At 71.8% G+C, this 21,024-nt stretch carries 22 protein-coding genes; 4 read left to right on the top strand and 18 right to left on the bottom strand.

Annotated features, from left to right (window positions below; all coding sequences use genetic code 11):
• Positions 1-13: 13 nt before the first annotated feature.
• Positions 14-2,539: an ATP-dependent Clp protease ATP-binding subunit gene (locus ACZ6C1_RS34630; protein ID WP_084898041.1), complete on the bottom strand. Its 2,526-nt coding sequence runs from the start codon at positions 2,537-2,539 to the stop codon at positions 14-16.
• A gap of 429 nt (positions 2,540-2,968) precedes the next feature.
• Here ACZ6C1_RS34630 and ACZ6C1_RS34625 point away from each other — a divergent pair, with 429 nt between their 5' ends.
• A complete protein-coding gene (locus tag ACZ6C1_RS34625; protein WP_469246743.1) occupies positions 2,969-3,544 on the top strand; it encodes an SCO3374 family protein in 576 nt (191 codons plus the stop codon).
• Here ACZ6C1_RS34625 and ACZ6C1_RS34620 read toward each other — a convergent pair.
• The 11 genes from ACZ6C1_RS34620 to ACZ6C1_RS34570 all read right to left on the bottom strand — a co-directional run bounded on the left by ACZ6C1_RS34620 (position 3,523) and on the right by ACZ6C1_RS34570 (position 11,875).
• Positions 3,523-3,858, bottom strand: a complete 336-nt coding sequence (locus ACZ6C1_RS34620; RefSeq protein WP_073757004.1) for a histone-like nucleoid-structuring protein Lsr2 — start codon at positions 3,856-3,858, stop codon at positions 3,523-3,525. The genes ACZ6C1_RS34625 and ACZ6C1_RS34620 overlap by 22 nt on opposite strands.
• A 148-nt stretch (positions 3,859-4,006) precedes the next feature.
• On the bottom strand, positions 4,007-4,561 hold the full coding sequence (locus ACZ6C1_RS34615; RefSeq protein WP_469246742.1) for an amino-acid N-acetyltransferase: 555 nt from the start codon (positions 4,559-4,561) through the stop codon (positions 4,007-4,009).
• A 9-nt stretch (positions 4,562-4,570) separates the two neighbouring features.
• Positions 4,571-5,014 (bottom strand): BlaI/MecI/CopY family transcriptional regulator, encoded by a 444-nt coding sequence (locus ACZ6C1_RS34610; RefSeq protein WP_469246741.1) that lies wholly within the window; start codon positions 5,012-5,014, stop codon positions 4,571-4,573.
• Between the two features lie 109 nt (positions 5,015-5,123).
• Positions 5,124-5,303, bottom strand: coding sequence for a hypothetical protein (locus ACZ6C1_RS34605; protein ID WP_469246740.1), 180 nt, complete (start codon positions 5,301-5,303; stop codon positions 5,124-5,126).
• Between the two features lie 13 nt (positions 5,304-5,316).
• A complete protein-coding gene (locus ACZ6C1_RS34600; RefSeq protein ID WP_469246818.1) occupies positions 5,317-5,886 on the bottom strand; it encodes a hypothetical protein in 570 nt (189 codons plus the stop codon).
• Between the two features lie 250 nt (positions 5,887-6,136).
• Positions 6,137-6,943, bottom strand: a complete 807-nt coding sequence (locus ACZ6C1_RS34595; RefSeq protein WP_469246739.1) for a type III pantothenate kinase — start codon at positions 6,941-6,943, stop codon at positions 6,137-6,139.
• On the bottom strand, positions 6,943-7,965 hold the full coding sequence (gene nadC / locus ACZ6C1_RS34590) for a carboxylating nicotinate-nucleotide diphosphorylase (RefSeq protein ID WP_469246737.1): 1,023 nt from the start codon (positions 7,963-7,965) through the stop codon (positions 6,943-6,945). The genes ACZ6C1_RS34595 and nadC overlap by 1 nt, the downstream gene beginning before the upstream one ends.
• 2 nt (positions 7,966-7,967) lie before the next feature.
• Positions 7,968-9,662 carry an L-aspartate oxidase gene (locus ACZ6C1_RS34585; RefSeq protein ID WP_469246736.1) on the bottom strand — a complete coding sequence of 565 codons (1,695 nt, stop codon included), beginning with the start codon at positions 9,660-9,662 and terminating at the stop codon, positions 7,968-7,970.
• The gene (gene panC / locus ACZ6C1_RS34580) at positions 9,659-10,672 is read right to left on the bottom strand and encodes a pantoate--beta-alanine ligase (protein ID WP_469246735.1); all 1,014 of its coding nucleotides are present in this window, start codon (positions 10,670-10,672) and stop codon (positions 9,659-9,661) included. The genes ACZ6C1_RS34585 and panC overlap by 4 nt, the downstream gene beginning before the upstream one ends.
• A complete protein-coding gene (locus ACZ6C1_RS34575) occupies positions 10,669-11,625 on the bottom strand; it encodes a Rossmann-like and DUF2520 domain-containing protein (protein ID WP_469246722.1) in 957 nt (318 codons plus the stop codon). The genes panC and ACZ6C1_RS34575 overlap by 4 nt, the downstream gene beginning before the upstream one ends.
• Before the next feature lie 82 nt (positions 11,626-11,707).
• A complete protein-coding gene (locus tag ACZ6C1_RS34570; protein ID WP_469246720.1) occupies positions 11,708-11,875 on the bottom strand; it encodes a hypothetical protein in 168 nt (55 codons plus the stop codon).
• 105 nt (positions 11,876-11,980) lie between these two features.
• Here ACZ6C1_RS34570 and ACZ6C1_RS34565 point away from each other — a divergent pair, with 105 nt between their 5' ends.
• Positions 11,981-13,087 carry a DUF5937 family protein gene (locus ACZ6C1_RS34565; RefSeq protein ID WP_469246816.1) on the top strand — a complete coding sequence of 369 codons (1,107 nt, stop codon included), beginning with the start codon at positions 11,981-11,983 and terminating at the stop codon, positions 13,085-13,087.
• A gap of 23 nt (positions 13,088-13,110) precedes the next feature.
• Here ACZ6C1_RS34565 and ACZ6C1_RS34560 read toward each other — a convergent pair whose 3' ends face one another.
• On the bottom strand, positions 13,111-13,785 hold the full coding sequence (locus ACZ6C1_RS34560) for a response regulator (protein ID WP_469246656.1): 675 nt from the start codon (positions 13,783-13,785) through the stop codon (positions 13,111-13,113).
• A gap of 21 nt (positions 13,786-13,806) precedes the next feature.
• A complete protein-coding gene (locus tag ACZ6C1_RS34555; protein ID WP_469246655.1) occupies positions 13,807-15,009 on the bottom strand; it encodes a sensor histidine kinase in 1,203 nt (400 codons plus the stop codon).
• A gap of 96 nt (positions 15,010-15,105) precedes the next feature.
• Here ACZ6C1_RS34555 and ACZ6C1_RS34550 point away from each other — a divergent pair, with 96 nt between their 5' ends.
• Positions 15,106-16,146, top strand: a complete 1,041-nt coding sequence (locus ACZ6C1_RS34550) for an SAM-dependent methyltransferase (protein ID WP_469246654.1) — start codon at positions 15,106-15,108, stop codon at positions 16,144-16,146.
• Positions 16,143-17,285: an NADH-quinone oxidoreductase subunit D gene (locus tag ACZ6C1_RS34545; RefSeq protein WP_469246651.1), complete on the top strand. Its 1,143-nt coding sequence runs from the start codon at positions 16,143-16,145 to the stop codon at positions 17,283-17,285. Before ACZ6C1_RS34550 ends, ACZ6C1_RS34545 begins: the two co-directional genes overlap by 4 nt.
• A gap of 51 nt (positions 17,286-17,336) precedes the next feature.
• Here the strand turns inward: ACZ6C1_RS34545 and ACZ6C1_RS34540 are convergent, their stop codons facing one another.
• The 4 genes from ACZ6C1_RS34540 to ACZ6C1_RS34525 form a co-directional block, all read right to left on the bottom strand.
• On the bottom strand, positions 17,337-18,368 hold the full coding sequence (locus ACZ6C1_RS34540; RefSeq protein WP_469246649.1) for a hypothetical protein: 1,032 nt from the start codon (positions 18,366-18,368) through the stop codon (positions 17,337-17,339).
• A gap of 107 nt (positions 18,369-18,475) precedes the next feature.
• Positions 18,476-19,456 carry an ABC transporter substrate-binding protein gene (locus ACZ6C1_RS34535; RefSeq protein ID WP_469246647.1) on the bottom strand — a complete coding sequence of 327 codons (981 nt, stop codon included), beginning with the start codon at positions 19,454-19,456 and terminating at the stop codon, positions 18,476-18,478.
• Between the two features lie 43 nt (positions 19,457-19,499).
• Positions 19,500-20,177 (bottom strand): ABC transporter permease, encoded by a 678-nt coding sequence (locus ACZ6C1_RS34530; RefSeq protein ID WP_469246645.1) that lies wholly within the window; start codon positions 20,175-20,177, stop codon positions 19,500-19,502.
• 3 nt (positions 20,178-20,180) lie between these two features.
• Positions 20,181-20,894, bottom strand: coding sequence for an ABC transporter permease (locus ACZ6C1_RS34525; RefSeq protein WP_469246814.1), 714 nt, complete (start codon positions 20,892-20,894; stop codon positions 20,181-20,183).
• Positions 20,895-21,024: the final 130 nt, after the last annotated feature.

Here is a 21,024-nt window from a genome sequence, read left to right as displayed (position 1 = left end):
CGGGCGTTACCGCTTACGCGTCCTTCGAGAGGTTCGGACCGGCGCCGCCGGCGGCCTGCTCGATCGGGGGGACGTCCGGCAGGGCGGACTTCTCCTCGCCGCGGAAGGTGAACTTCTTCTCCTCACCCTCGCCCTCGGTGTCCACGACCACGATGTGACCGGGGCGCAGCTCGCCGAAGAGGATCTTCTCCGAGAGGATGTCCTCGATCTCGCGCTGGATCGTCCGGCGCAGCGGCCGGGCGCCCATCACCGGGTCGTAGCCGTGCTTGGCGAGGAGCTCCTTCGCGGAACCGCTGAGCTCGATGCCCATGTCGCGGTCCTTCAGGCGCTCGTCCACCTTGGCGATCATCAGGTCGACGATCTGGATGATGTCTTCCTGGCTGAGCTGGTGGAAGACGACCGTGTCGTCGACGCGGTTGAGGAACTCGGGCCGGAAGTGCTGCTTCAGCTCTTCGTTGACCTTCGCCTTCATCCGGTCGTAACCGGTCTTGACGTCGCCCTGGGCGGCGAAGCCCAGGTTGAAGCCCTTCGAGATGTCCCGGGTCCCGAGGTTGGTCGTCATGATGATGACCGTGTTCTTGAAGTCCACGACCCGGCCCTGGGAGTCGGTCAGGCGACCGTCCTCCAGGATCTGGAGAAGGGAATTGAAGATATCGGGGTGGGCCTTCTCGACCTCGTCGAAGAGGACGACGGAGAACGGCTTCCGGCGGACCTTCTCGGTGAGCTGGCCGCCCTCCTCGTAACCCACGTATCCGGGCGGGGAACCGAAGAGACGGGAAACCGTGTGCTTCTCGCTGAACTCCGACATGTCGAGGGAGATCATCGCGTCCTCGTCACCGAAGAGGAATTCGGCGAGCGTCTTGGACAGCTCGGTCTTACCGACACCGGACGGGCCGGCGAAGATGAACGAGCCACCCGGGCGCTTCGGGTCCTTCAGGCCGGCACGCGTACGGCGAATCGCCTGCGACAGGGCCTTGATGGCGTCCTTCTGCCCGATGACGCGCTTGTGGAGCTCGTCCTCCATGCGCAGGAGGCGGGAGGACTCCTCCTCCGTGAGCTTGAAGACCGGAATGCCGGTGGCGGTCGCGAGGACCTCGGCGATCAGCTCGCCGTCGACCTCCGCGACGACGTCCATGTCGCCGGCCTTCCACTCCTTCTCCCGCTTGGCCTTCGCCGCCAGCAGCTGCTTCTCCTTGTCACGGAGAGACGCCGCCTTCTCGAAGTCCTGGGAGTCGATCGCGGACTCCTTGTCCCGGCGGACGGCCGCGATCTTCTCGTCGAACTCGCGGAGGTCCGGCGGCGCGGTCATCCGGCGGATGCGCATCCGGGAACCGGCCTCGTCGATCAGGTCGATCGCCTTGTCCGGCAGGAAGCGGTCCGAGATGTACCGGTCGGCCAGGGTGGCGGCCTGGACCAGTGCCTCGTCCGTGATGGAGACCCGGTGGTGGGCCTCGTAACGGTCGCGCAGGCCCTTGAGGATCTCGATGGTGTGCGGCAGCGACGGCTCCGCGACCTGGATGGGCTGGAAGCGGCGCTCCAGGGCCGCGTCCTTCTCCAGGTACTTGCGGTACTCGTCGAGCGTGGTGGCGCCGATGGTCTGCAGCTCACCACGGGCCAGCATCGGCTTCAGGATGGACGCGGCGTCGATCGCGCCCTCGGCGGCGCCCGCACCCACCAGGGTGTGGAGCTCGTCGATGAACAGGATGATGTCGCCGCGGGTGCGGATCTCCTTGAGGACCTTCTTCAGGCGCTCCTCGAAGTCACCGCGGTACCGGGAGCCGGCGACGAGGGCGCCGAGGTCCAGGGTGTAGAGGTGCTTGTCCTTGAGGGTCTCGGGCACTTCGCCCTTGACGATGGCCTGCGCCAGGCCCTCGACGACCGCCGTCTTGCCGACGCCGGGCTCGCCGATGAGGACCGGGTTGTTCTTGGTCCGGCGGGACAGCACCTGCATGACCCGCTCGATCTCCTTCTCGCGCCCGATGACCGGGTCGAGCTTGGACTCACGAGCGGCCTGGGTGAGGTTCCGGCCGAACTGGTCGAGGACCAGGGACGTCGAGGGCGTGCCCTCGGCAGGACCACCGGCGGTGGCGGCTTCCTTGCCCTGGTAGCCGGAGAGCAGCTGGATGACCTGCTGCCGCACCCGGTTGAGATCGGCACCCAGCTTCACGAGGACCTGGGCGGCGACGCCCTCGCCCTCGCGGATCAGGCCGAGCAGGATGTGCTCGGTGCCGATGTAGTTGTGGCCGAGCTGAAGGGCCTCGCGGAGCGACAGCTCCAGGACCTTCTTGGCACGGGGCGTGAAGGGGATGTGCCCGGACGGGGCCTGCTGGCCCTGGCCGATGATCTCCTCCACCTGCTGGCGGACCGCCTCGAGCGAAATCCCGAGGCTCTCCAGGGCCTTAGCGGCGACACCCTCACCCTCGTGGATAAGGCCCAGGAGGATGTGCTCGGTGCCGATGTAGTTGTGGTTGAGCATCCGGGCTTCTTCCTGAGCCAGGACGACAACCCGCCGCGCGCGGTCGGTGAACCTCTCGAACATCGTTAATCGCTCCTCAGAGCGGTCAGGCAGTAAGGGGTCGGTCCCCTCCCTGTCCTTCCGCAGCTTAGTCCCGCAAGCGGGGACCGCTCATTCCAACTGCCGACACCCGTCTCTGGCCTCCTGACCCGAACGCCGACAAATGCTCCAACCCAATGGTCCGAGACGATGTTCCCGCAGGCCAGGCACTTACCCTCACTGGCAGTACGCCGATGGCGAACGTGAGACGCCAGATCCTGCGTGTCGCCCCTCCTCACTAGGAATGTCTTACCCGTAAGCACTGACACTCCATGCGGCACACCCCGGTTCCCTCAGCTACGGGCGAACAGCCTTGCGTTCCGCCACACCGTCGGGCGGTCCCCCGTCGGACACGGAGAGTGCCGAAGGGAAAACGGTGCGTAACTTCGGACGCCGGTCCCGAGTTCCCCGGGCATGGCCCTCCCCGTTTCGCTCCCCGCACCCCGTTCACCGTTCAACCGTGACGGTGTGGCGTGGTGGTACGAGCACGAGCTCGGCTGGGCCACCGCGTCGGGGGGCGCCGGGGGTCCGGTGGAGTTGCTCACGGGACTGCGCTTCGACGTCCTGGAACTGCCGGCCGCCGCCGGGTTCGCCGTGCTGCGGCGGGTGGGAGGCCGGTGGCCCGTGGCCCTCGCGGGCCCCAGGATGCGGCTGCTGGTGGCCGCGGGCGCCGCCGACGAGCTGCCGGGACTGCTCGACTGGCTGGAGTGGGGCGGGATCGCCCTCGATCTGGTCGCCCTGGGCGCCGGCGACCGGACGACCGCTCCGATTCCCCCAGGATGGAGCGGGTCCGGCTCACACGGCGCCGCCTCGTGGCTGCGCCCCCCCGAACCCGGGCGCGAAGTGGAGCCGACGCTGCCGGCCATGTCGGCCGTCGGGGGCGTCACCGGTGCCCCCTGCCTTGTACGACTCGTGGACGCGGCGGCATCGGAATGTCACCGGGTCCGTTTGCTGGGTGCGGACCGCACTCAGCGGTTGGCGTCCTCGTAAGCCTGCTTGATATCGGCGGGCACGCGGCCGCGGTCGTTCACGTTGTAACCGTTCTCCTTGGCCCATGCGCGAATCTTCGCGGTGTCGGGGCTGCCACCCGCGGCCGCCCGGCCCTTGCCACGGCCGGCCGAAGCGCGGCCACCGGTACGACGGCCGCTCTTGGTGTACGGCTCGAGCAGGCCACGAAGCTTGTCGGCATTCGCGGTGGTGAGGTCGATCTCGTACGTCTTGCCGTCCAGAGCGAACGTCACCGTCTCGTCCGCCTCGCCACCGTCGAGGTCGTCGACAAGAAGGACCTGAACCTTCTGTGCCACCGGATTTCCTTTCATCGAAAATGCAGTACGCGGAAAGGAAACCGCTTTTCCCCGGAAAACACAAACCCCTGGGAGAGGTTCAGATCCCCGAGAGCCCAGGAAACATGCGCGATTCGGACATAGGGTGCCGGGATCCGGGATCGGCAGATCACAGGTGCAGAAGCATCCGACTGTTGCCCAAGGTGTTCGGCTTCACTCGTTCGAGACCGAGGAACTCGGCGACGCCCTCGTCATAGGAACGCAGGAGCTCGGTGTAGACATCTCCGTCGACCGGGGTCTCACCGATCTCGACGAAGCCGTGCCTCGCGAAGAAGTCGACTTCGAAGGTCAGGCAGAAAACCCTGCGGACGCCGAGCCAGCGGGCGGTGTGCAGCAACTTGTCGAGCACTTGATGACCGACTCCGGCGCCCGTGAAGTCGGGATCGACCGCGAGAGTGCGCACTTCGGCGAGGTCTTCCCACATCACGTGCAGTGCTCCGCAGCCGACGACACTGCCGTCCTCGTCGCGTTCCGCGACCCAGAACTCCTGGATGTCCTCGTAAAGCGTCACCGGTGCTTTGTCGAGGAGGATGCCTTCGGTGACGTACGGGTCGACGAGTCGGCGGATCGCCTGCACATCACTGGTCCGGGCCCGGCGCACGGTCACGGCTTTCGCCGGGCCGGGGGGCGGGAGCTCGGAGGACGGGGAGGGGGAGGACGACATGTCTGGACGCTATCGCCCGGTCTCCGCCTCGCCATCGGCGGCCCGGCCTCCCTGTGGTTCTTCCGCCGGTTCTTCGCCGCCCTGTTCGGGGGTGTCCCGTTGCACGACGCGGACCGCGTCGCTGAGTGCCTCTCGCTGCTCCGGCGACATCATCCCGAAGAAGGCCACGAGTGCGGCGGCGGGGTTGTCGCTCTTCGACCAGGCTTCGTTCATCAGTGCGGCCGAGTAGGCGGCCCGGGTGGAGACCGCCGTATATCGATAGGCGCGGCCCGAGACCTCCCGGCGCACCCAGCCCTTCTGATGGAGATTGTCCATTACGGTCATGACGGTGGTGTAGGCGATGGACCGCTCCTGCTGGAGATCCTCCAGGACTTCCCGGACCGTGACGGGCCGGTTCCATTGCCAGACGCGCGTCATGACGGCGTCTTCGAGCTCTCCCAATTGACGGGGCACATCTTCACCATAGTGGGAGATGTCGGAATAACTGGCTATTGACGGAGCAAAAAGGGCGTACGACGGGTAGGTCGTACGCCCTCGGCGCGGATGCCGCCGTACCGGCCGGTCAGGACTGCGCGGCGCCGTCCGCCTGGCGGGTGGCCTCGGCGCGGGCGAGCGCCGCGTCCACGGCCGCGTCCTCCTTGGCCTTGTTGGGGCCGCCCTGGCTCTTGACGATGGTCACGACGAGGCCGATGAAGAAGGCGGCCATCACCACGGGGGGCAGGAGCGCGGATACGTATTCCATGGCTCCAGGGTAGCTAGCCGACGGCCCGCTCCTCGGGTGGGGGCGCGGCGGGGCGCCGGCGGGGCGGGAAGACCTCGGACGGTTTGGGCACCGGCCGCTCGGACGGTGGTGGCGGGGAGGGCGGTGCGGGTCTGGGCTTCGGTTCGTTCGACCCGCCGTCGCGGCCGCCGGGCAGGGCGAGCAGCCGGGTGCGCGGGGCGGGCGTGACGTGCCGTCCGGCCAGCCGGGCCCGTACGGAGTGCTCGGCGAGCGTCCGGCAACGCTCCAGGAGGGCCGCGCCGACCGGCGTACCGCTGAGGGTGCGCAGTGCGGCGAGGTCCTCGGGTCCGGGGTCGTAGCCGGCGGCCAGGGCGTCCTGGAGCAGTTCCAGGTACCCGGCCGCCGAGCCGGGCAGGGCGTCGCGGTAGCGGGCGAGGTCGGCGAGGAGGAAGGCCCGCATCCGGCCGGCCTCGCGGACCGCCTCGTCCACGGAGCCGGCGAGTCGCAGGCAGTCCTGCACGTCTTCGTCGTCGAGGGGCGTGGGGTGGAGGGCATGGGCGAGGGCGCGTCGGAGCACACGCAGCTCGTCTGCGCCGAACGCCAGGCCGCCGCGGGATCCGTATGGCGTGGGCATGGCCCGACGATACGTGCTAATCGGACAAAATTCGCTTACCGGGCAATTGCCGGGCGCGTTGTCCTCACCCGGGGACGGTGCCCCCACAGCCCCCGGTGCGCACCGGGAAAGGGCACCGTCCCGGCCGTTGTGCCCACCCGTCGCGCCCGGCGGGACGTATTGCCGACGACGGACGGCGGGGCGCCCCCGCAACGGACGGCGGGCGGCGGGCGGCATCGCGCTACATGCGCGAGACGTTGCGTTCGTAGACCAGGCGGAGGCCGATCAGGGTCAGCCACGGCTCATGCTCGTCGATCTCCTTGGCCTCGCCCAGGACCATCGGCGCCAAGCCGCCCGTGGCGATGACCGTGACGTCGGAGGGGTCACCGTCACGGCCCACGAGTTCGCGTTTCATACGGCTGACGATGCCGTCGACCTGGCCGGCGAAGCCGTACACGATGCCCGCCTGCATGGCCTCGACCGTGTTCTTGCCGATCACGCTGCGCGGGCGGGCAAGTTCGATCTTGCGGAGCTGGGCGCCCCTGACGCCGAGCGCCTCCACGGAGATCTCGATACCCGGGGCGATCACCCCGCCGATGTACTCGCCGCGCACGCTGATCGGGTCGAACGTCGTCGCCGTACCGAAGTCGACGACGATCGCCGGGCCGCCGTACAGCTCGTTCGCCGCCACCGCGTTCACGATGCGGTCGGCGCCGACCTCCTTGGGGTTGTCGGTCAGGATCGGCACGCCGGTCTTGATGCCCGGCTCGACGAGCACGGCCGGGACGTCGCCGTAGTACCGACGCGTGACCTCGCGCAGCTCGTGGAGCACGGACGGGACGGTCGAGCAGATCGCGATGCCCTCGATGCCGTCGCCCAGCTCGTCGCCGAGCAGCGGGTGCATGCCCATCAGGCCCTGGAGGAGCACGGCGAGCTCGTCGGCGGTGCGGCGGGCGTCGGTGGAGATGCGCCAGTGCTCGACGATCTCCGCGCCGTCGAACAGGCCCAGGACGGTGTGGGTGTTGCCCGCGTCGATCGTGAGCAGCATCAGCCCTGGTCCGCCTCTCGCAGGTCGAGGCCGATGTCGAGGATCGGGGAGGAGTGGGTCAGCGCGCCGACCGCCAGGTAGTCGACGCCCGTCGCGGCGTACGCGGCGGCGTTCTCCAGGGTGAGGCGGCCCGACGACTCCAGCACGGCCCGGCCCGCGACGAGCGTGACGGCCTCGTCGGTCTCCGCCGGGGTGAAGTTGTCCAGCAGGATCAGGTCGGCGCCCGCGTCCAGGACCTCCCGGACCTGGTGGAGGGTGTCCACCTCGACCTCGATCGGTACGTCGGGGAAGGCCTCCCGCACCGCCTTGAAGGCCTGCGCGACACCGCCCGCCGCGACCACGTGGTTGTCCTTGACGAGGGCCGCGTCGGACAGCGACATCCGGTGGTTGACGCCGCCGCCGCAGCGGACCGCGTACTTCTCCAGGGCGCGCAGCCCCGGCGTGGTCTTGCGGGTGTCGCGGACCTGCGCCTTGTACCCCTCCAGGGCGTCCGCCCACGCGCGCGTGGCGGTGGCGATGCCGGACAGGCGGCACATGATGTTCAGCGCGCTGCGCTCGCCGGTGAGCAGGTCGCGGGTGCGGGTGGTGACCGACAGCAGCTTCTGGCCCGCCTCGACGCGGTCGCCGTCCGCCACGTGCCGCTCGACCGCGAACTCCTCCGTGCAGACGACCGACAGGATCGCCTCGGCGACGTGGATGCCGGCGACGACGCCCGCCTCCCTGGCCGTGAAGTCACCGGTCGCGACCGCGTCCTCGGGGATGGTCGCGACGCTCGTCACGTCCTCACCACCGTCCAGGTCCTCCTCGATGGCGCGGTACGCCACGTCCTCGACGAGGACGGGGTCGAGGCCGGCGTTCACGAGGAGCGCGGCGAGCGCCGGGTCGAGCCCGCACTCGTACACCTCGTCGTCGCCACCGCAGCCGCACCCGTCACCGCAGCCGCCGACGGCCTGGTCGGCCGGGGCGCTGATGTTGATCAGGGGTACGTCCACGGGCTGCGGGCGTTCTTCGGGCGTGCTCACGGTTACGGCTCCCTGGGGGCGTCGGCGTCGGTCGGGGGGAAGTCTTGGGTGTCGGTGGGCCGGACGTCCAGGCTCCGGTCGGGGCCGAGGCGGACCACCAGGTGGCGGCGCCAGGCGGTGTCGTCGCGGTCGGGGCGGTCCTCGCGCCAGTGGCAGCCGCGGGTCTCCTCGCGGCGGCGCGCGGCGGCGACGAGGACGCGGGCCACGCACAGCAGGTTGGTGGTCTCCCAGGAGTCCACGCCGGGCTCGGCGGCCTTGTGCCCGTCCGGCCCGTCGTTCAGCGCCTCGGCGTGGACGGCGTCCAGGGCGTCCGCGGCCTCCGCGAGGCTGGCGGCGGAACGCAGCACCCCGGCGCCCGTCGTCATGACGTGCTGGATGCGGCTGCGGGCGTCGGGGTCCAGGAGCGGGAGGACACGGGGCGCGGGGTGCGGCACGGGGTCGCCCGAGCGAGCAGGGGAGGCCGCGATGTCGTCGGCGATACGCTCGGCGAAGACCAGGCCCTCCAGGAGCGAGTTCGAGGCGAGCCGGTTGGCGCCGTGGACGCCCGTACAGGCGACCTCGCCGCACGCGTACAGGCCGGGCACGGTGGTGCGGCCGTGGAGGTCGGTGCGGACGCCGCCGGAGGCGTAGTGGGCCGCCGGGGCTACGGGGATGGGCTGGGTCACCGGGTCGATGCCGTGGGCGCGGCAGGCGGCGAGGATCGTCGGGAAGCGGGCCGCCCACATGTCGGGCCCGAAGTGCCGGGCGTCCAGGTACATGTGGCGGGCGCCCTGCTCGCGCATGCGGCGCATGATGCCCTTGGCGACGATGTCGCGCGGGGCGAGCTCGGCCAGCTCGTGCTGCCCGACCATGAACCGGACGCCGTCCGCGTCGACCAGGTGGGCGCCCTCGCCGCGTACCGCCTCCGACACCAGCGGCTGCTGGCCCTCGGCGTCCGGGCCGAGGAACAGGACCGTCGGGTGGAACTGGACGAACTCCAGGTCGCTGACCTCCGCGCCGGCGCGCAGCGCGAGCGCGACGCCGTCGCCGGTGGAGACCGCCGGGTTGGTGGTGGCGGAGAAGACCTGGCCCATGCCGCCGGTGGCGAGAACCACGGCCGGGGCGTGGACGGCGCCCACGCCGTCGTGCTGGCCCTCGCCCATGACGTGCAGGGTGACGCCGGCCGTGCGGCCCTCGGCGTCGGTGAGCAGGTCCAGGACCAGCGCGTTCTCGATGGTGCGTACGGCGCGGTCGCGGACCGCGTCGACCAGCGCGCGGGAGATCTCGGCGCCGGTCGCGTCACCCCCCGCGTGCGCGATGCGGCGGCGGTGGTGGCCGCCCTCGCGGGTGAGCTCGATCGTGCCGGCCTCATCGGTGTCGAAGCGGGCGCCCGTCGCGATCAGGCGGCGTACCGCGTCGGGGCCCTCGGTGACCAGGAGGCGAACGGCTTCCTCGTCGCAGAGGCCGGCGCCCGCGACGAGCGTGTCGTCGAGGTGCTGCTCGGGGGTGTCGCCCTCACCGAGCGCCGCCGCGATGCCGCCCTGCGCCCAGCGGGTGGAGCCGTCGTCGAGGCGGGCCTTGGTGACGACGACCGTACGCAGCCCGGCGGCCGCGGTGCGCAGGGCGGCGGTCAGGCCCGCGACGCCGGAGCCGACCACGACGACATCGGCGTCGATCGACCAGCCGGGGGCGGGGGCCTGGAGGCGTATGCCGGTCATGCGGGGGCTCCGAAGGTGAGGGGGAGGTTGTCGATCAGCCGCGTGGTGCCGACCTTCGCGGCGACGGCGAGGATCGCCTCGCCGGTGTGGTCGTCGGGGACGTCGGTGAAGTCGGCGGGGTCCACCAGGGCCAGGTAGTCCAGGCGCAGCGGCGGGTCGGCCTTCGCCGCCTCGTCGAGTACCGCGCCGGCGGCGGCCCGAACCGCGTGGGCGCCGCCGCCGGGTGCCGCCGCGGCCACCGCGTGGGCGTCGGCGGCCGCGCGGGCCTCGCCGAGCCGGGACAGGGCCTCGGCGCGGCTCTCGGAGGCGGGCAGCGTCTCGGCGCGGGCCAGCAGCGCCGTCTGCGCGGCGAGCCGGTCGCGGGCGGCGAACAGCGCGGCGGACAGGGCGAGGGCGGTGCGGCGCTCGCGCGGCGAGAGGTAGCGGTTGCGGCTGGACAGGGCCAGGCCGTCGGGCTCGCGGACGGTCGGTACGCCGACGATCTCGACGGGGAAGTTCAGGTCCTGGACCATGCGGCGGATCAGGGCGAGCTGCTGGGCGTCCTTCTGGCCGAAGAACGCCGCGTCGGGGCGGGTCAGGTGCAGCAGCTTGGCGACGACGGTGAGCATGCCGTCGAAGTGGCCGGGGCGGGACGCGCCCTCCAGCCGCTCGCCCATGGGGCCGGCGGTGATCCGCACCTGGGGCTGTCCGCCCGGGTAGACCTCGTCGACGGACGGGGCGAACACGGCGTTCGCGCCGGCCTGCTCGGCGGTCTTGAGGTCGGCCTCCAGGGTGCGGGGGTACCGGTCGAGGTCCTCGCCCGCGCCGAACTGGAGCGGGTTCACGAAGACCGTGACCAGGACGTATCCCGCCCTGCCGACGTGCTTGCGCGCGGCGCGGACCAGGGTGGCGTGGCCCTCGTGGAGGGCGCCCATGGTCATGACGACGGCGGTCCGGCCCCGGGGCGCGCGGTGTTCGAGGACGTGTTCCAGGCCGTCGCGCGTCGGGATCAGTTCGAAGTCGGGGCTCATCGGCCGCTGTCTCCTTCTGCTCCTGCGGAGCCGTCAGTTCCGGTGGAGCCGTCGGCTCCCGCGGAGCCGTCCGCGAGGACGCCGAGCAGGTCCTCGGCGAGCTCGGGCTTGAGGACGCCATGGGCGAGGGCGCGGTCCGCGGTGGTGCGGGCCATGGCGAGGTATCCGGCGACGGTGGCGGGCGCGTGCTTGCGCAGCTCCGCGACGTGCGCGGCGACCGTGCCCGCGTCACCGCGCGCGACGGGGCCGGTGAGGGCGGCGTCACCGGAGCGCAGGGCGTTGTCCAGGGCGGCGCCGAGGAGCGGGCCGAGCATCCGGTCCGGTGCGCCGACACCGGCCTGGCGGAGCAACTCCATGGACTGGGCCACGAGCGTGACGAGGTGGTTCGCGCCCAGCGCAAGGGCCGCGTGGTAGAGCGGGCGGGCCGCTTCCTCGATCCACTCGGGCTCGCCGCCCATCTCGACGACCAGGGCCTCGGCGGCCAGGCGCAGCTCGTCGGGGGCGGTGACGCCGAACGAGCAGCCCGCGAGGCGCTGGACGTCGACGGCGGTGCCGGTGAACGTCATGGCGGGGTGCAGGGCGAGCGGGAGGGCGCCGGCGCGGCGGGCCGGGTCGAGCACGGCGGTGCCGTACCGCCCGGAGGTGTGGACGAGGAGCTGGCCCCGGCGTACGGCGCCGGTGTCGGCCAGGCCCTGGACCAGGCCGGGCAGCGCGTCGTCGGGGACGGTGAGCAGGACCAGGTCGGCGCGCTCCAGGACCTGGGCGGGCGGGACGAGCGGCACGTCGGGCAGCAGCTCGGCGGCGCGCCGCCGGGAGGCGTCGGACACGCCCGAGACGGCGACCGGGCGGTGCCCGGCGAGCTGCAGCGCAGCGGCGAGGGCGGGTCCCACCCGGCCGGCGCCGACGACGCCGACGGCGAGCCGGGCGGGGCGGGTCTGTGATGATGCGTTCACGCGTCGACGGCCTTCCGTTCCAGTCCGCGGGGGGTACCGGACGATTTCTCGTCATGCTACGCCAGCGTTACGCGGGGCTATGTCACTGTCCACAGCCTGTGGACCGCTCCCGGTCGCGGGGACGGCTCGGGCGGTGGTCGCGGGCCGCGCGGAGGGCGGCCACGTCGTCCCGGCCGGGGAGCGGCGGGGGCTCCTCGCCGTGCCGGACGGCCCGGTAGGCGTCGATCATGTGCTGCTGGAGGGCGTTCATGCACGCCACCCTCCGCCCGCCCGCCCCGTACCGCCCCGTCGATTGACGAGCCCCGTCAAATGGCGCGAGGCCCACCGCCGGACCCCTCACCATGGGGACGTGAGCGTGATCATCGACATCACGGGCCTGCCGCCCGAGCGCATCGTCTTCGAGCCGTCGCCCCTCGCCGAGCTGGGCGTGGCGCTGCACGCGCTGGCCGAACCCGGCCACCATCCGGGTCTCCACGGCTGGGCGACCGCGACCGCCGCCGCGCTCAAGCCGGACCTGGCCGACCGTCTCCACGAGGCGAACTTCCTCTGGACGACCAGCTTCTCGGACATCCTCCTTCCGTACGCCGGTATCCGCGGCGGTGACGGCCGCACCGGCGCGACGCTCGCCGAGGAACTGGACATGCTGGACCGGCTGGACGAGGACCGGTTCGTCACCGCCGCGCTGGAGTTCACCTGCTCCGAGCAGTACCCGACCGGTGGCCCCCTCCGTCCCGAGCGGGCCCTGGAGCTGGCCGCCAACCGCGGCCCCAAGCAGCTCGAGTTCACCCGCCGGATGCTCGCCGACCCCGCCGGCGTACGCGCCTGGCTGCGGAGGCTCTTCGAGGACTGCGACCGGGCGTTCTTCGCGGACACCTGGCGCCGGGTCGCGCCCGGCCTCGCCGCCGACGCCCGGCACAAGACGGAGCTCCTGCGCCGCAAGGGCCTGTCCGAGACGCTGCGCGCGGTGTCGCCCGCCGTGACGACGACGTTCTCGGAGGACGGCGACCGGCAGCGCATCGAGGTGGACAAGCTGGCGAACGGCCGGACCACCGCCGTCGACCCCTCGGTCGGCGCGGGCGTGACGTTCGTACCGTCCAGTTTCGGCTGGCCCCACCTGATGGTGCTGCACGCCCCGGGCTGGCGGCCCCTCGTGCACTACCCCGTGGGCGCCCCGGAGCTGCCGAGCCCCGCCTCCGTGGAGCTGCTCCAGCTCCGCATGGACGCCCTGGCCCACCCCATGCGGATGCGGATGTGCCGACAGCTCGCGCGCGCCGCGTACACGACGGGTGAGCTGGCCGAGACGTACGGCATCACCCCGCCGGAGGTCTCCCGCCACCTGGCCGTGCTGAAGAAGGCCTCGCTCGTGACGACCCGGCGCCGCGGCCGGTACGTCCTGCACCAGTTGGACGTGGCCGCGGTGGCCCGGATCGGCAGCGACTTCCTGGAGACGGTGCTGCGCTGAGGCCAGGGGCGGGGCGGCCGCGCTCAGAACCCGCCGCCCCCGGCCCGTACCAGGCCCGTCTCGTACGCCAGGACGACCACCTGGACGCGGTCCCGCAGCGCGAGCTTGGTGAGGATGCGGCCCACATGGGTCTTGACCGTCGCCTCGGACAACACCAGCCGGGCCGCGATCTCGCCGTTCGACAGGCCCTGGGCGACCAGCATCATGACCTCGCGCTCCCGCTCGGTCAGCTTCTCCAGCGTCTTGTCGCGCGGCTCCTTGCCGGTGGCCGGGAGCATCGGGGAGAAGCGGTCCAGGAGGCGCCGGGTGGTGGACGGCGCGACGACCGCGTCGCCGCTGTGCACGGAGCGGATGGCGCTGAGCAGTTCACCGGGCGGTACGTCCTTCAGCATGAAGCCGCTGGCACCCGCCTTCAGCCCCGAGAACGCGTACTCGTCGAGGTCGAAGGTGGTGAGGATGAGGACCTTGGGGGCGTTCGGGGAGCCGCAGATGCGGCGGGTCGCCTCGACGCCGTCGAGCCTCGGCATCCGTACGTCCATCAGGACCACGTCCACGGCGGTGGAGCGGAGGATGTCGATGGCCTCGGCCCCGTCGCCCGCCTCCGCGACGACCTCCATGTCCGGCTGGGCGGCGAGCACCATGCGGAAGCCGGTGCGCAGCAGCACCTGGTCGTCGACGAGCATCACACGGATGGACATGCGGCAGTCCTTAGGAAGGGGTCAGTGGGCGGGCTTGAGAGGGAGCAGGGCGCTGATCCGGAACCCGCCGCCCGGCCGCGGCCCGGCGTCGAGGGTGCCGCCGACCATACCGACGCGCTCACGCATGCCGATCAGGCCGTGGCCCCTGCCGTCGGCGCCCCCGTCCTCGTACAGCTCGTGGGCCGCGCCGCGACCGTCGTCCTCGACCAGCAGGCCGAGTCCGTCGTCGAAGTACACCAGCCGCACGCTCGCCCCGGCGTCCGGGCCGCCGTGCTTGCGGGTGTTGGTCAGCGCCTCCTGGACGATGCGGTACGCGGTGAGCTCGACGCCGCTCGGCAGCGGGCGGGCGGTGCCCTCGACCCGGAAGTCGACGGTCAGGCCGGCGGCGCGGACCTGCTCGACCAGCTCCTCGATCTGCTGGACGTCGGGCTGCGGCACGTAGTCCTCGGAGTCCTGCGGCTCGCCGGTGCGGAGGATGCCGAGCAGCCGGCGCATTTCGGCGAGGGCCTGGCGGCCGGTGGTCGAGATGGTGTCGAGGGCTTGTCTGGCCTGGTCGGGCGAGCTGTCGAGAACGTAGGCGGCGCCGTCGGCCTGGACGACCATGACGGAGACGTTGTGGGCGACGACGTCGTGCAGTTCGCGGGCGATACGGGCGCGCTCGGCGGCGACGGCGACCTTGGCCTGGGCCTCGCGCTCGCGTTCCAGCCGGGAGGCGCGCTCCTCAAGCTGGGCGAAGTAGGCCCGGCGGGTGCGCATGGAGTCGCCGAGCACCCAGGCGAGCACGAACGGCACGGCCATCACGACGGTGAAGAAGATCTTGCCGGCGGTGGAGACGTTCTCCTCGGGCCAGCGCAGCTGGGAGAGCGGCGCCGCGCACACCCCTCCGACGAGCGCGAGGCGGGAGGCCCACCGCGGGCCGTCGCTCTGCGCCGCGACGGTGTAGATGACGACGAGCATCGCGAAGTCGGCCGGGTTGATCTCGATGTCCAGGGCGAGCTGCGCGACGCCGAGGGCGGCGATGAGCACCAGCATCTTCTCGGGCGCGCGGCGGCGCAGCGCGAGGGCGAGGCAGAGCAGCAGGACGATCCCGGCGGCCACTGGGCGGGGTTCGGCACCCTCCGGGGCCTGGGCCACCCACAGCAAGGAGAACCCGAGGAGCATCACAGCCCAGAAACTGTCGACGCCCGTGGGGTGTCTGCGGATGAAGTCGTAGAGGCGCTGCACGTAACCCAGCGTAGGGAAGACCGATAGGTGCATGGGTCAACCGGAGGTTCGATCCACGGGGCGGAGGCGTACTCCGCAAGGTGGAGACTGGTGCCCGTGAATGATGAGACGTGTCAACGCGGTCCGTGGCGTGGCTGGCGGGAGGCCACGGAGGCGGCTCTGTACGGGCCCGGCGGCTTCTACCTCCGCCCCGAGGGCCCGGCGGGGCACTTCCGCACCTCCGTACACGCCTCGCCGCTGTTCGCGGGGGCGGTGGCCCGGCTGCTCGGCCGGGTCGCGAAGGAGCTGGGCGGGCCCGACGAGATCGCGCTGGTCGACATGGGAGCGGGCCGCGGCGAGCTGGTGTCGGCGGTGCTGGCGGCGGCCCCGGCGGATCTTCGGGTACGGGCGTACGCCGTCGAACGCGCCGCCCGGCCCGAGGGGCTCGACCCGCGCGTCACGTGGTCGGCCGAGCCGCCGTCCGGTGTGCGTGGCCTGCTGTTCGCGAACGAGTGGCTGGACAACGTGCCGGTGGACGTGGCGCAGCTGGACGGGTCGGGCACGCCCCGGTACGTCGAGGTGGCGCCCGACGGCACGGAGCGGCCGGGCGCCCCCGTGGAGGGCGCGGACGCCGCGTGGCTGGCCCGCTGGTGGCCGCTGCGGGAGGCGGGCGAGCGCGCCGAGATCGGCCGGCCGCGCGACGAGGCCTGGGCCCGCGCGGTGGGCACCCTGTCGGCGGGTCTGGCGGTGGCGGTCGACTACGCCCACACGGCCGCCGCACGGCCCCCGTTCGGCACCCTCACGGGATTCCGCGCGGGGCGCGAGGTCCCCCCGGTGCCGGACGGGACGTGCGACGTCACGGCGCACGTGGCTCTCGACGCGTGCGCGGAGGCGGGGGCGGACGCCTGCGCGGAGGCGGGCGCGAAGGTGGGCCGCGTCCCGTGCGCCCCGGAGCTGCTCACCCAGCGGGAGGCGCTCGGGCGGCTCGGGGTGAGCGGGGGGCGCCCGCCCCTCGACATGGCCCGCACCGACCCCGCCGGTTACGTACGGGCGCTCGCCCGTGCCGGGGAGGCCGCCGAGCTGACCGCACGGGGCGGGCTCGGGGACTTCACCTGGCTGCTCCAGAGCGTGCCCGGGGAGGGATACTGTCCGGCATGACGGAGACCACGGTCGGCATCGGCGGTGCCGCGGAAAGCACCGACATGGTGCTGAACATCGGACCCCAGCACCCCTCCACGCACGGCGTGCTGCGCCTCCGGCTCGTCCTGGACGGCGAGGTGATCCGGCACGCCGAGCCGGTCGTCGGCTATATGCACCGGGGCGCGGAGAAGCTCTTCGAGGCACGCGACTACCGCCAGATCATCATGCTGGCCAACCGCCACGACTGGCTGTCGGCGTTCTCCAACGAGCTGGGTGTCGTCATGGCCGTCGAGCGGATGCTCGGCATGGAGGTGCCGGAGCGGGCCGTGTGGACCCGCACCCTGCTCGCCGAGCTGAACCGGGTCCTGAACCACCTGATGTTCCTCGGCTCGTACCCCCTCGAACTGGGCGGTATCACACCGATCTTCCACGCCTTCCGGGAGCGGGAGGACCTCCAGCACGTCATGGAGGAGGTCTCCGGCGGCCGGATGCACTACATGTTCAACCGGGTCGGCGGCCTCAAGGAGGACCTGCCGGCGGGCTGGCTCGGCCGGGCCCGCGCCGCGGTGGCCGAGGTCCGCTCCCGTATGGACGTCTACGACCGGCTCGTCCTCGGCAACGAGATCTTCCGGGGCCGCACCCGCGGCGTGGGCGTCCTGTCGCCGGAGATCGTCCACGCGTACGGGGTCAGCGGCCCGATCGCCCGCGCCTCGGGCGTCGACTTCGACCTGCGCCGCGACGAGCCGTACCTGGCGTACGGGGAGCTCCAGGACACCCTGGAGGTCGTCACCCGTACCGACGGCGACTGCCTGGCCCGGTTCGAGTGCCTGCTGGGGCAGACCCACAACTCGCTGGACCTCGCTGACGCGTGCCTGGACCGGATCGCCGGACTGCCGCCCGGTCCGATCAACCAGCGGCTGCCGAAGGTCCTCAAGGCGCCCGAGGGCCACACGTACGCCTGGACCGAGAACCCGCTCGGCCTCAACGGCTACTACCTGGTCTCCAAGGGCGACAAGACCCCGTACCGCCTCAAGCTCCGCTCGGCGTCCTACAACAACATCCAGGCGCTGGTGGAGCTGCTGCCCGGCACGCTGGTCGCGGACATGGTGGCGATCCTGGGGTCGTTCTTCTTCGTCGTCGGCGACATCGACAAGTAGCCGGCCGCGCCTCATTGAATCCGCGGCGCCTCCACGACACCGCGGCGCGCGTCACGACACCGCGTCGCGCCGCAGCTCCACCACGTCGAGCTGCTCGGTCTCGTCGTGGGCGGTCAGGTCGATGACCTTGCCGACCGCGCGGTCCTCCCGGCGCCGTACGGCGAGGGCCTCCTCGCCCACGACGTCGGCCAGGTCCTCGTGCTGCACGGACTCGATGCCCTGTCCGGACTCGATGCCCTGTCCGGACTCGAGGGCGGCGGGGGTCTTCGCGCCCGTGCCGAAGAAGTCGAAACCGCCCTGGAGGCGCGATGCCGGGCGGCGCTGCTCGGTGCGCGGCACGACCGCGGCGGCCGGCGGGACCCGGCGCATCGTGGACGCGCCGTGGGCGGAAGGGGCGGCGGCCGACGGGCGGTCGTGCTGCCGCTCGGCGACCGCCGCGTGCTTCCCCTGCGGCTCGTCCACCTCACGGGCCCGCTCCGCCAGGTCACGGCGCCGGGCCTCTTCGGTGGTGCGCCTGGCCTCCTGCCCGGCGGCGTTGCGCGTCAGGTTCTCCAGCGCCTTGGCGGCCTGGAGGTACGCGGACGGCGTGGGTGTCGAGCTCGCGGCGGGCAGCGCCCGGGCGGGGGCGGCGGCCTCCAGGGCGAGCTGACGGCGGCCCTCCAGGGCGCTGGCGCGCTCGGTCTCGGCGGTGGCGTACCGGCGCAGCAGCTCGGCGTGCTCGTTGCGCAGCGCGGCCAGCTCGACCCGCTTGGCGCGCAGCTTGGCGTCGAGCTTGGCGCGCAGCTCGCGGGACTCCTCCAGGTCGGTCTCCAGCTCGGCCATGCGCTCCTCGGTGCGCCACTGGTCACCGGCCCGGGCCCGGGTCAGTTCGGCGACGCGGCGGCCGGCCGCGCGGTCCCAACTGCGCATCAAAACCGCGCCGGTGACCGCCGCGGCGGCCGCGGCGGCCGCCAGGAGGCGTGGCACCAGCGGATCGGCGAAGAGCCAGGCGCCACCGGCGCACAGAACGGCCGCGCCGGCTACCGCGGAAGGAGGCAGAAGCCTGTGCAGGGGTGGGGAATGGCGGTGGCGTCCACGTGGCATGGCCTGAAATTTACCGTGCGTAGGCGCCGTATGGGGTGTCGGACCGGCAATGTTTCGGCCCTGTGATGCGAATCGGCTCCGCACCGGGCCGACACCCCTGGCGGCACTTACTTCTTGATCAGTCCCTTGGACTCCAGGTAAGCCTTCGCCACGTCCGACGGCTTTGCCCGCTCGGCGTCGACCTTCCTGTTCAACTCCACCAGATCCTCCGTCGTGAGCACCCCGGTGATCTTGTTGAGAGCCGCGGCTATCTCCGCCGAACCGGCGTCCTTCGCATTGACGACCGGCAGCACGTTGTCGGCGTTCTGGAGCTTCTTGTCGTCCTCCAGCAGCACCAGCCCGAAGTTGTCCAGGGTCGCGTCCGTCGTGGTGGTCAGGACGAGCTGGTCGATGCCGTCCTTCACGGCCTGTTTGGCCTGCGGCGTGCCCACGCCCTTGGGATCGATGCCCGTCACATCGATGCCGTACGTCTTCTTCAGTCCGGGCGCGCAGAAGGGCCGTATCTCGCACTCGTCCCCGGCCGCGATCTTGACCTTCAGCTTCGACGCACCGAGATCGGAAAGCGTCCTGAGCTTGTTCTTCTCGGCGAATTCCCTGGTCACCGCGAAGGCGTTCTGATCGACCGCGTCACCGGCCGGGAGGACCTTCAGACCGCGTGGCCCGGCGAGCTTCTCCAACGCCGTCACGGTGGCGGCGACATCGCTGGACGCGACCGGCTTCTCCTCGACCGCCTTCGGACCGTTCACCTTCGCGTTCAGGAATTCCGCAAGCGTAGCCGCGTATTCCGGTACGACGTCGATCTCGCCCTTCTCCAGGGACGGTTCATAGAGCTCGCGGTTCTCCACGGTCTTGATGGACGTGGAGTAGCCGGCGTCCTTCAGCACCTGCGCGTACAGCTCCGCCAGCACGTTGGCCTCGGTGAAGCCCGCCGACCCGACGACCAGCGCCCCCTTGTCGCCGCCGCCGGTCGACGAGGTGTCCGAGCCGCCCCGCTCCTCCAGGCTCTGGCCGCCGCCGCACGCGGCCAGCCCGCCGGTGAGCGCCACCACGCCCAGTACCGCACCCGTCATGCGGAAATTCCTGCTCATCACGTTCTCCGTCCGGTCCAGCTCTGTCGCCGTCAGCTTCGGTTCAGTGCGCGCGCCGGGTGGCCCGCATGGGGTCGCACAGCCGGCCCACCACCACCAGCAGGCCCTCGGCCAGCAGGGCGAGCGCGCCGACCACCAGCGCCCCGGCGACCACCTGCGCGGTGTCGTTCGTGTTGAACCCGGCGGTGATGATCCGGCCCAGCCCGCCCTCGCCCGCCATCGCGGCGAGCGTCGCGGTGGCGATCACCTGCACGGTCGCCGACCGCAGCCCCGTCATCACCATCGGGTACGCGAGGGGCAGTTCCACCCGGCGGAACACCTGGCCGCCGGACATCCCCATTCCCCGCGCCGCCTCGACCACCGCACGGTCCACCTCGCACATGCCCACGTACGCGTTGGTGAGCAGCGGCGGCACGGCGAACAGCACGAGCGCGATGATCGTCGGCAGGTCGCCGTGCCGGCCCAGCGGAGTGAGCGTCAGCAGCACCAGCACCGCCAGCGTGGGCACCGCACGCCCCACGTTGGAGATGTTGACGGCCAGCGCGCCGCCCCGGCCGATGTGCCCGAGCCACAGCGCGAGCGGCAGCGCGATCAGGCACGAGACCACAAGGCACACACCGCTGAACCAGAGGTGCTCGGCCAGCCGGTGCCACACCCCGCTCTCGCCCTGCCAGTTGGCCCCGGTCGTCAGCCAGACCCAGGCGTCGGACACCGCGCCCATCCCTCACCCCGCCTTGCGTATGCGTATGCGAGTCCGTACGCCCGGCACGCGAGCCGGCCGGCTCCAGGGGGTGAGCCGCCGCTGGAGCCAGAGCAGCAGCAGGTCGGCCGTGACCGCGAGCAGCACGCACAGCACCGAGGCGGTCAGCACCTGCGCCTTGAAGAAGCTCTTCAGTCCCGTCGTGATGAGGGTGCCGAGACCGCCGTAGTCCACCAGCGCGCCGACCGTCGTGAGCGCGACCGTCGACACCGTCGCCATCCGCACGCCCGCCATCACCGCCGGCAGCGCCAGGGGCAGTTCGACCTCCCACAGCAGCCGCCCCGGCCCGTACCCCATCCCGCGCGCCGCCTCCCGGGCGTCCTCGGGCACCGAGGCGAGTCCGGCCAGGATGTTCCGCACGAGAATGGTCAGCGAGTACAGCACGAGGCCGGTCACTACCAGCGCGGCCGACAGGCCGAAGAACGGCAGCAGCAGCGAGAACATCGCCAGCGACGGAACGGCGTACAGCACGGTCGTCAGTCCCAGGACCGGCGCCGCGAACCGCGGCCGGGCACGCACCAGCAGCGCCAGCGGGAAGGCCACGGCCAGCCCGATCAGCACCGACACGGCCGTGATCCACACGTGCTCGACGGTGGCCTCGGTCAACTCCTGGGCGCGGGAGCGGACGTACTCGCCGCAGATCCAGTCGTTGGCAGCCAGGCATCCGGCAGCGCTCACCACCGCACTCACCCGCCCCCTCCCCGACCCGCGTCCGCCCGATCCGGTGTTCGATCAGACAACGACCCTAACCCCCGCCACCGACAATCACCGCCCGACACCACAGCCTGGCAACACGGCCTTCACACAC

Source organism: Streptomyces sp. NPDC041796 (assembly GCF_055590785.1).
The sequence above is the reverse complement of the archived record's forward strand: the minus strand, read 5'-3'. Positions and strand labels throughout refer to the sequence as shown.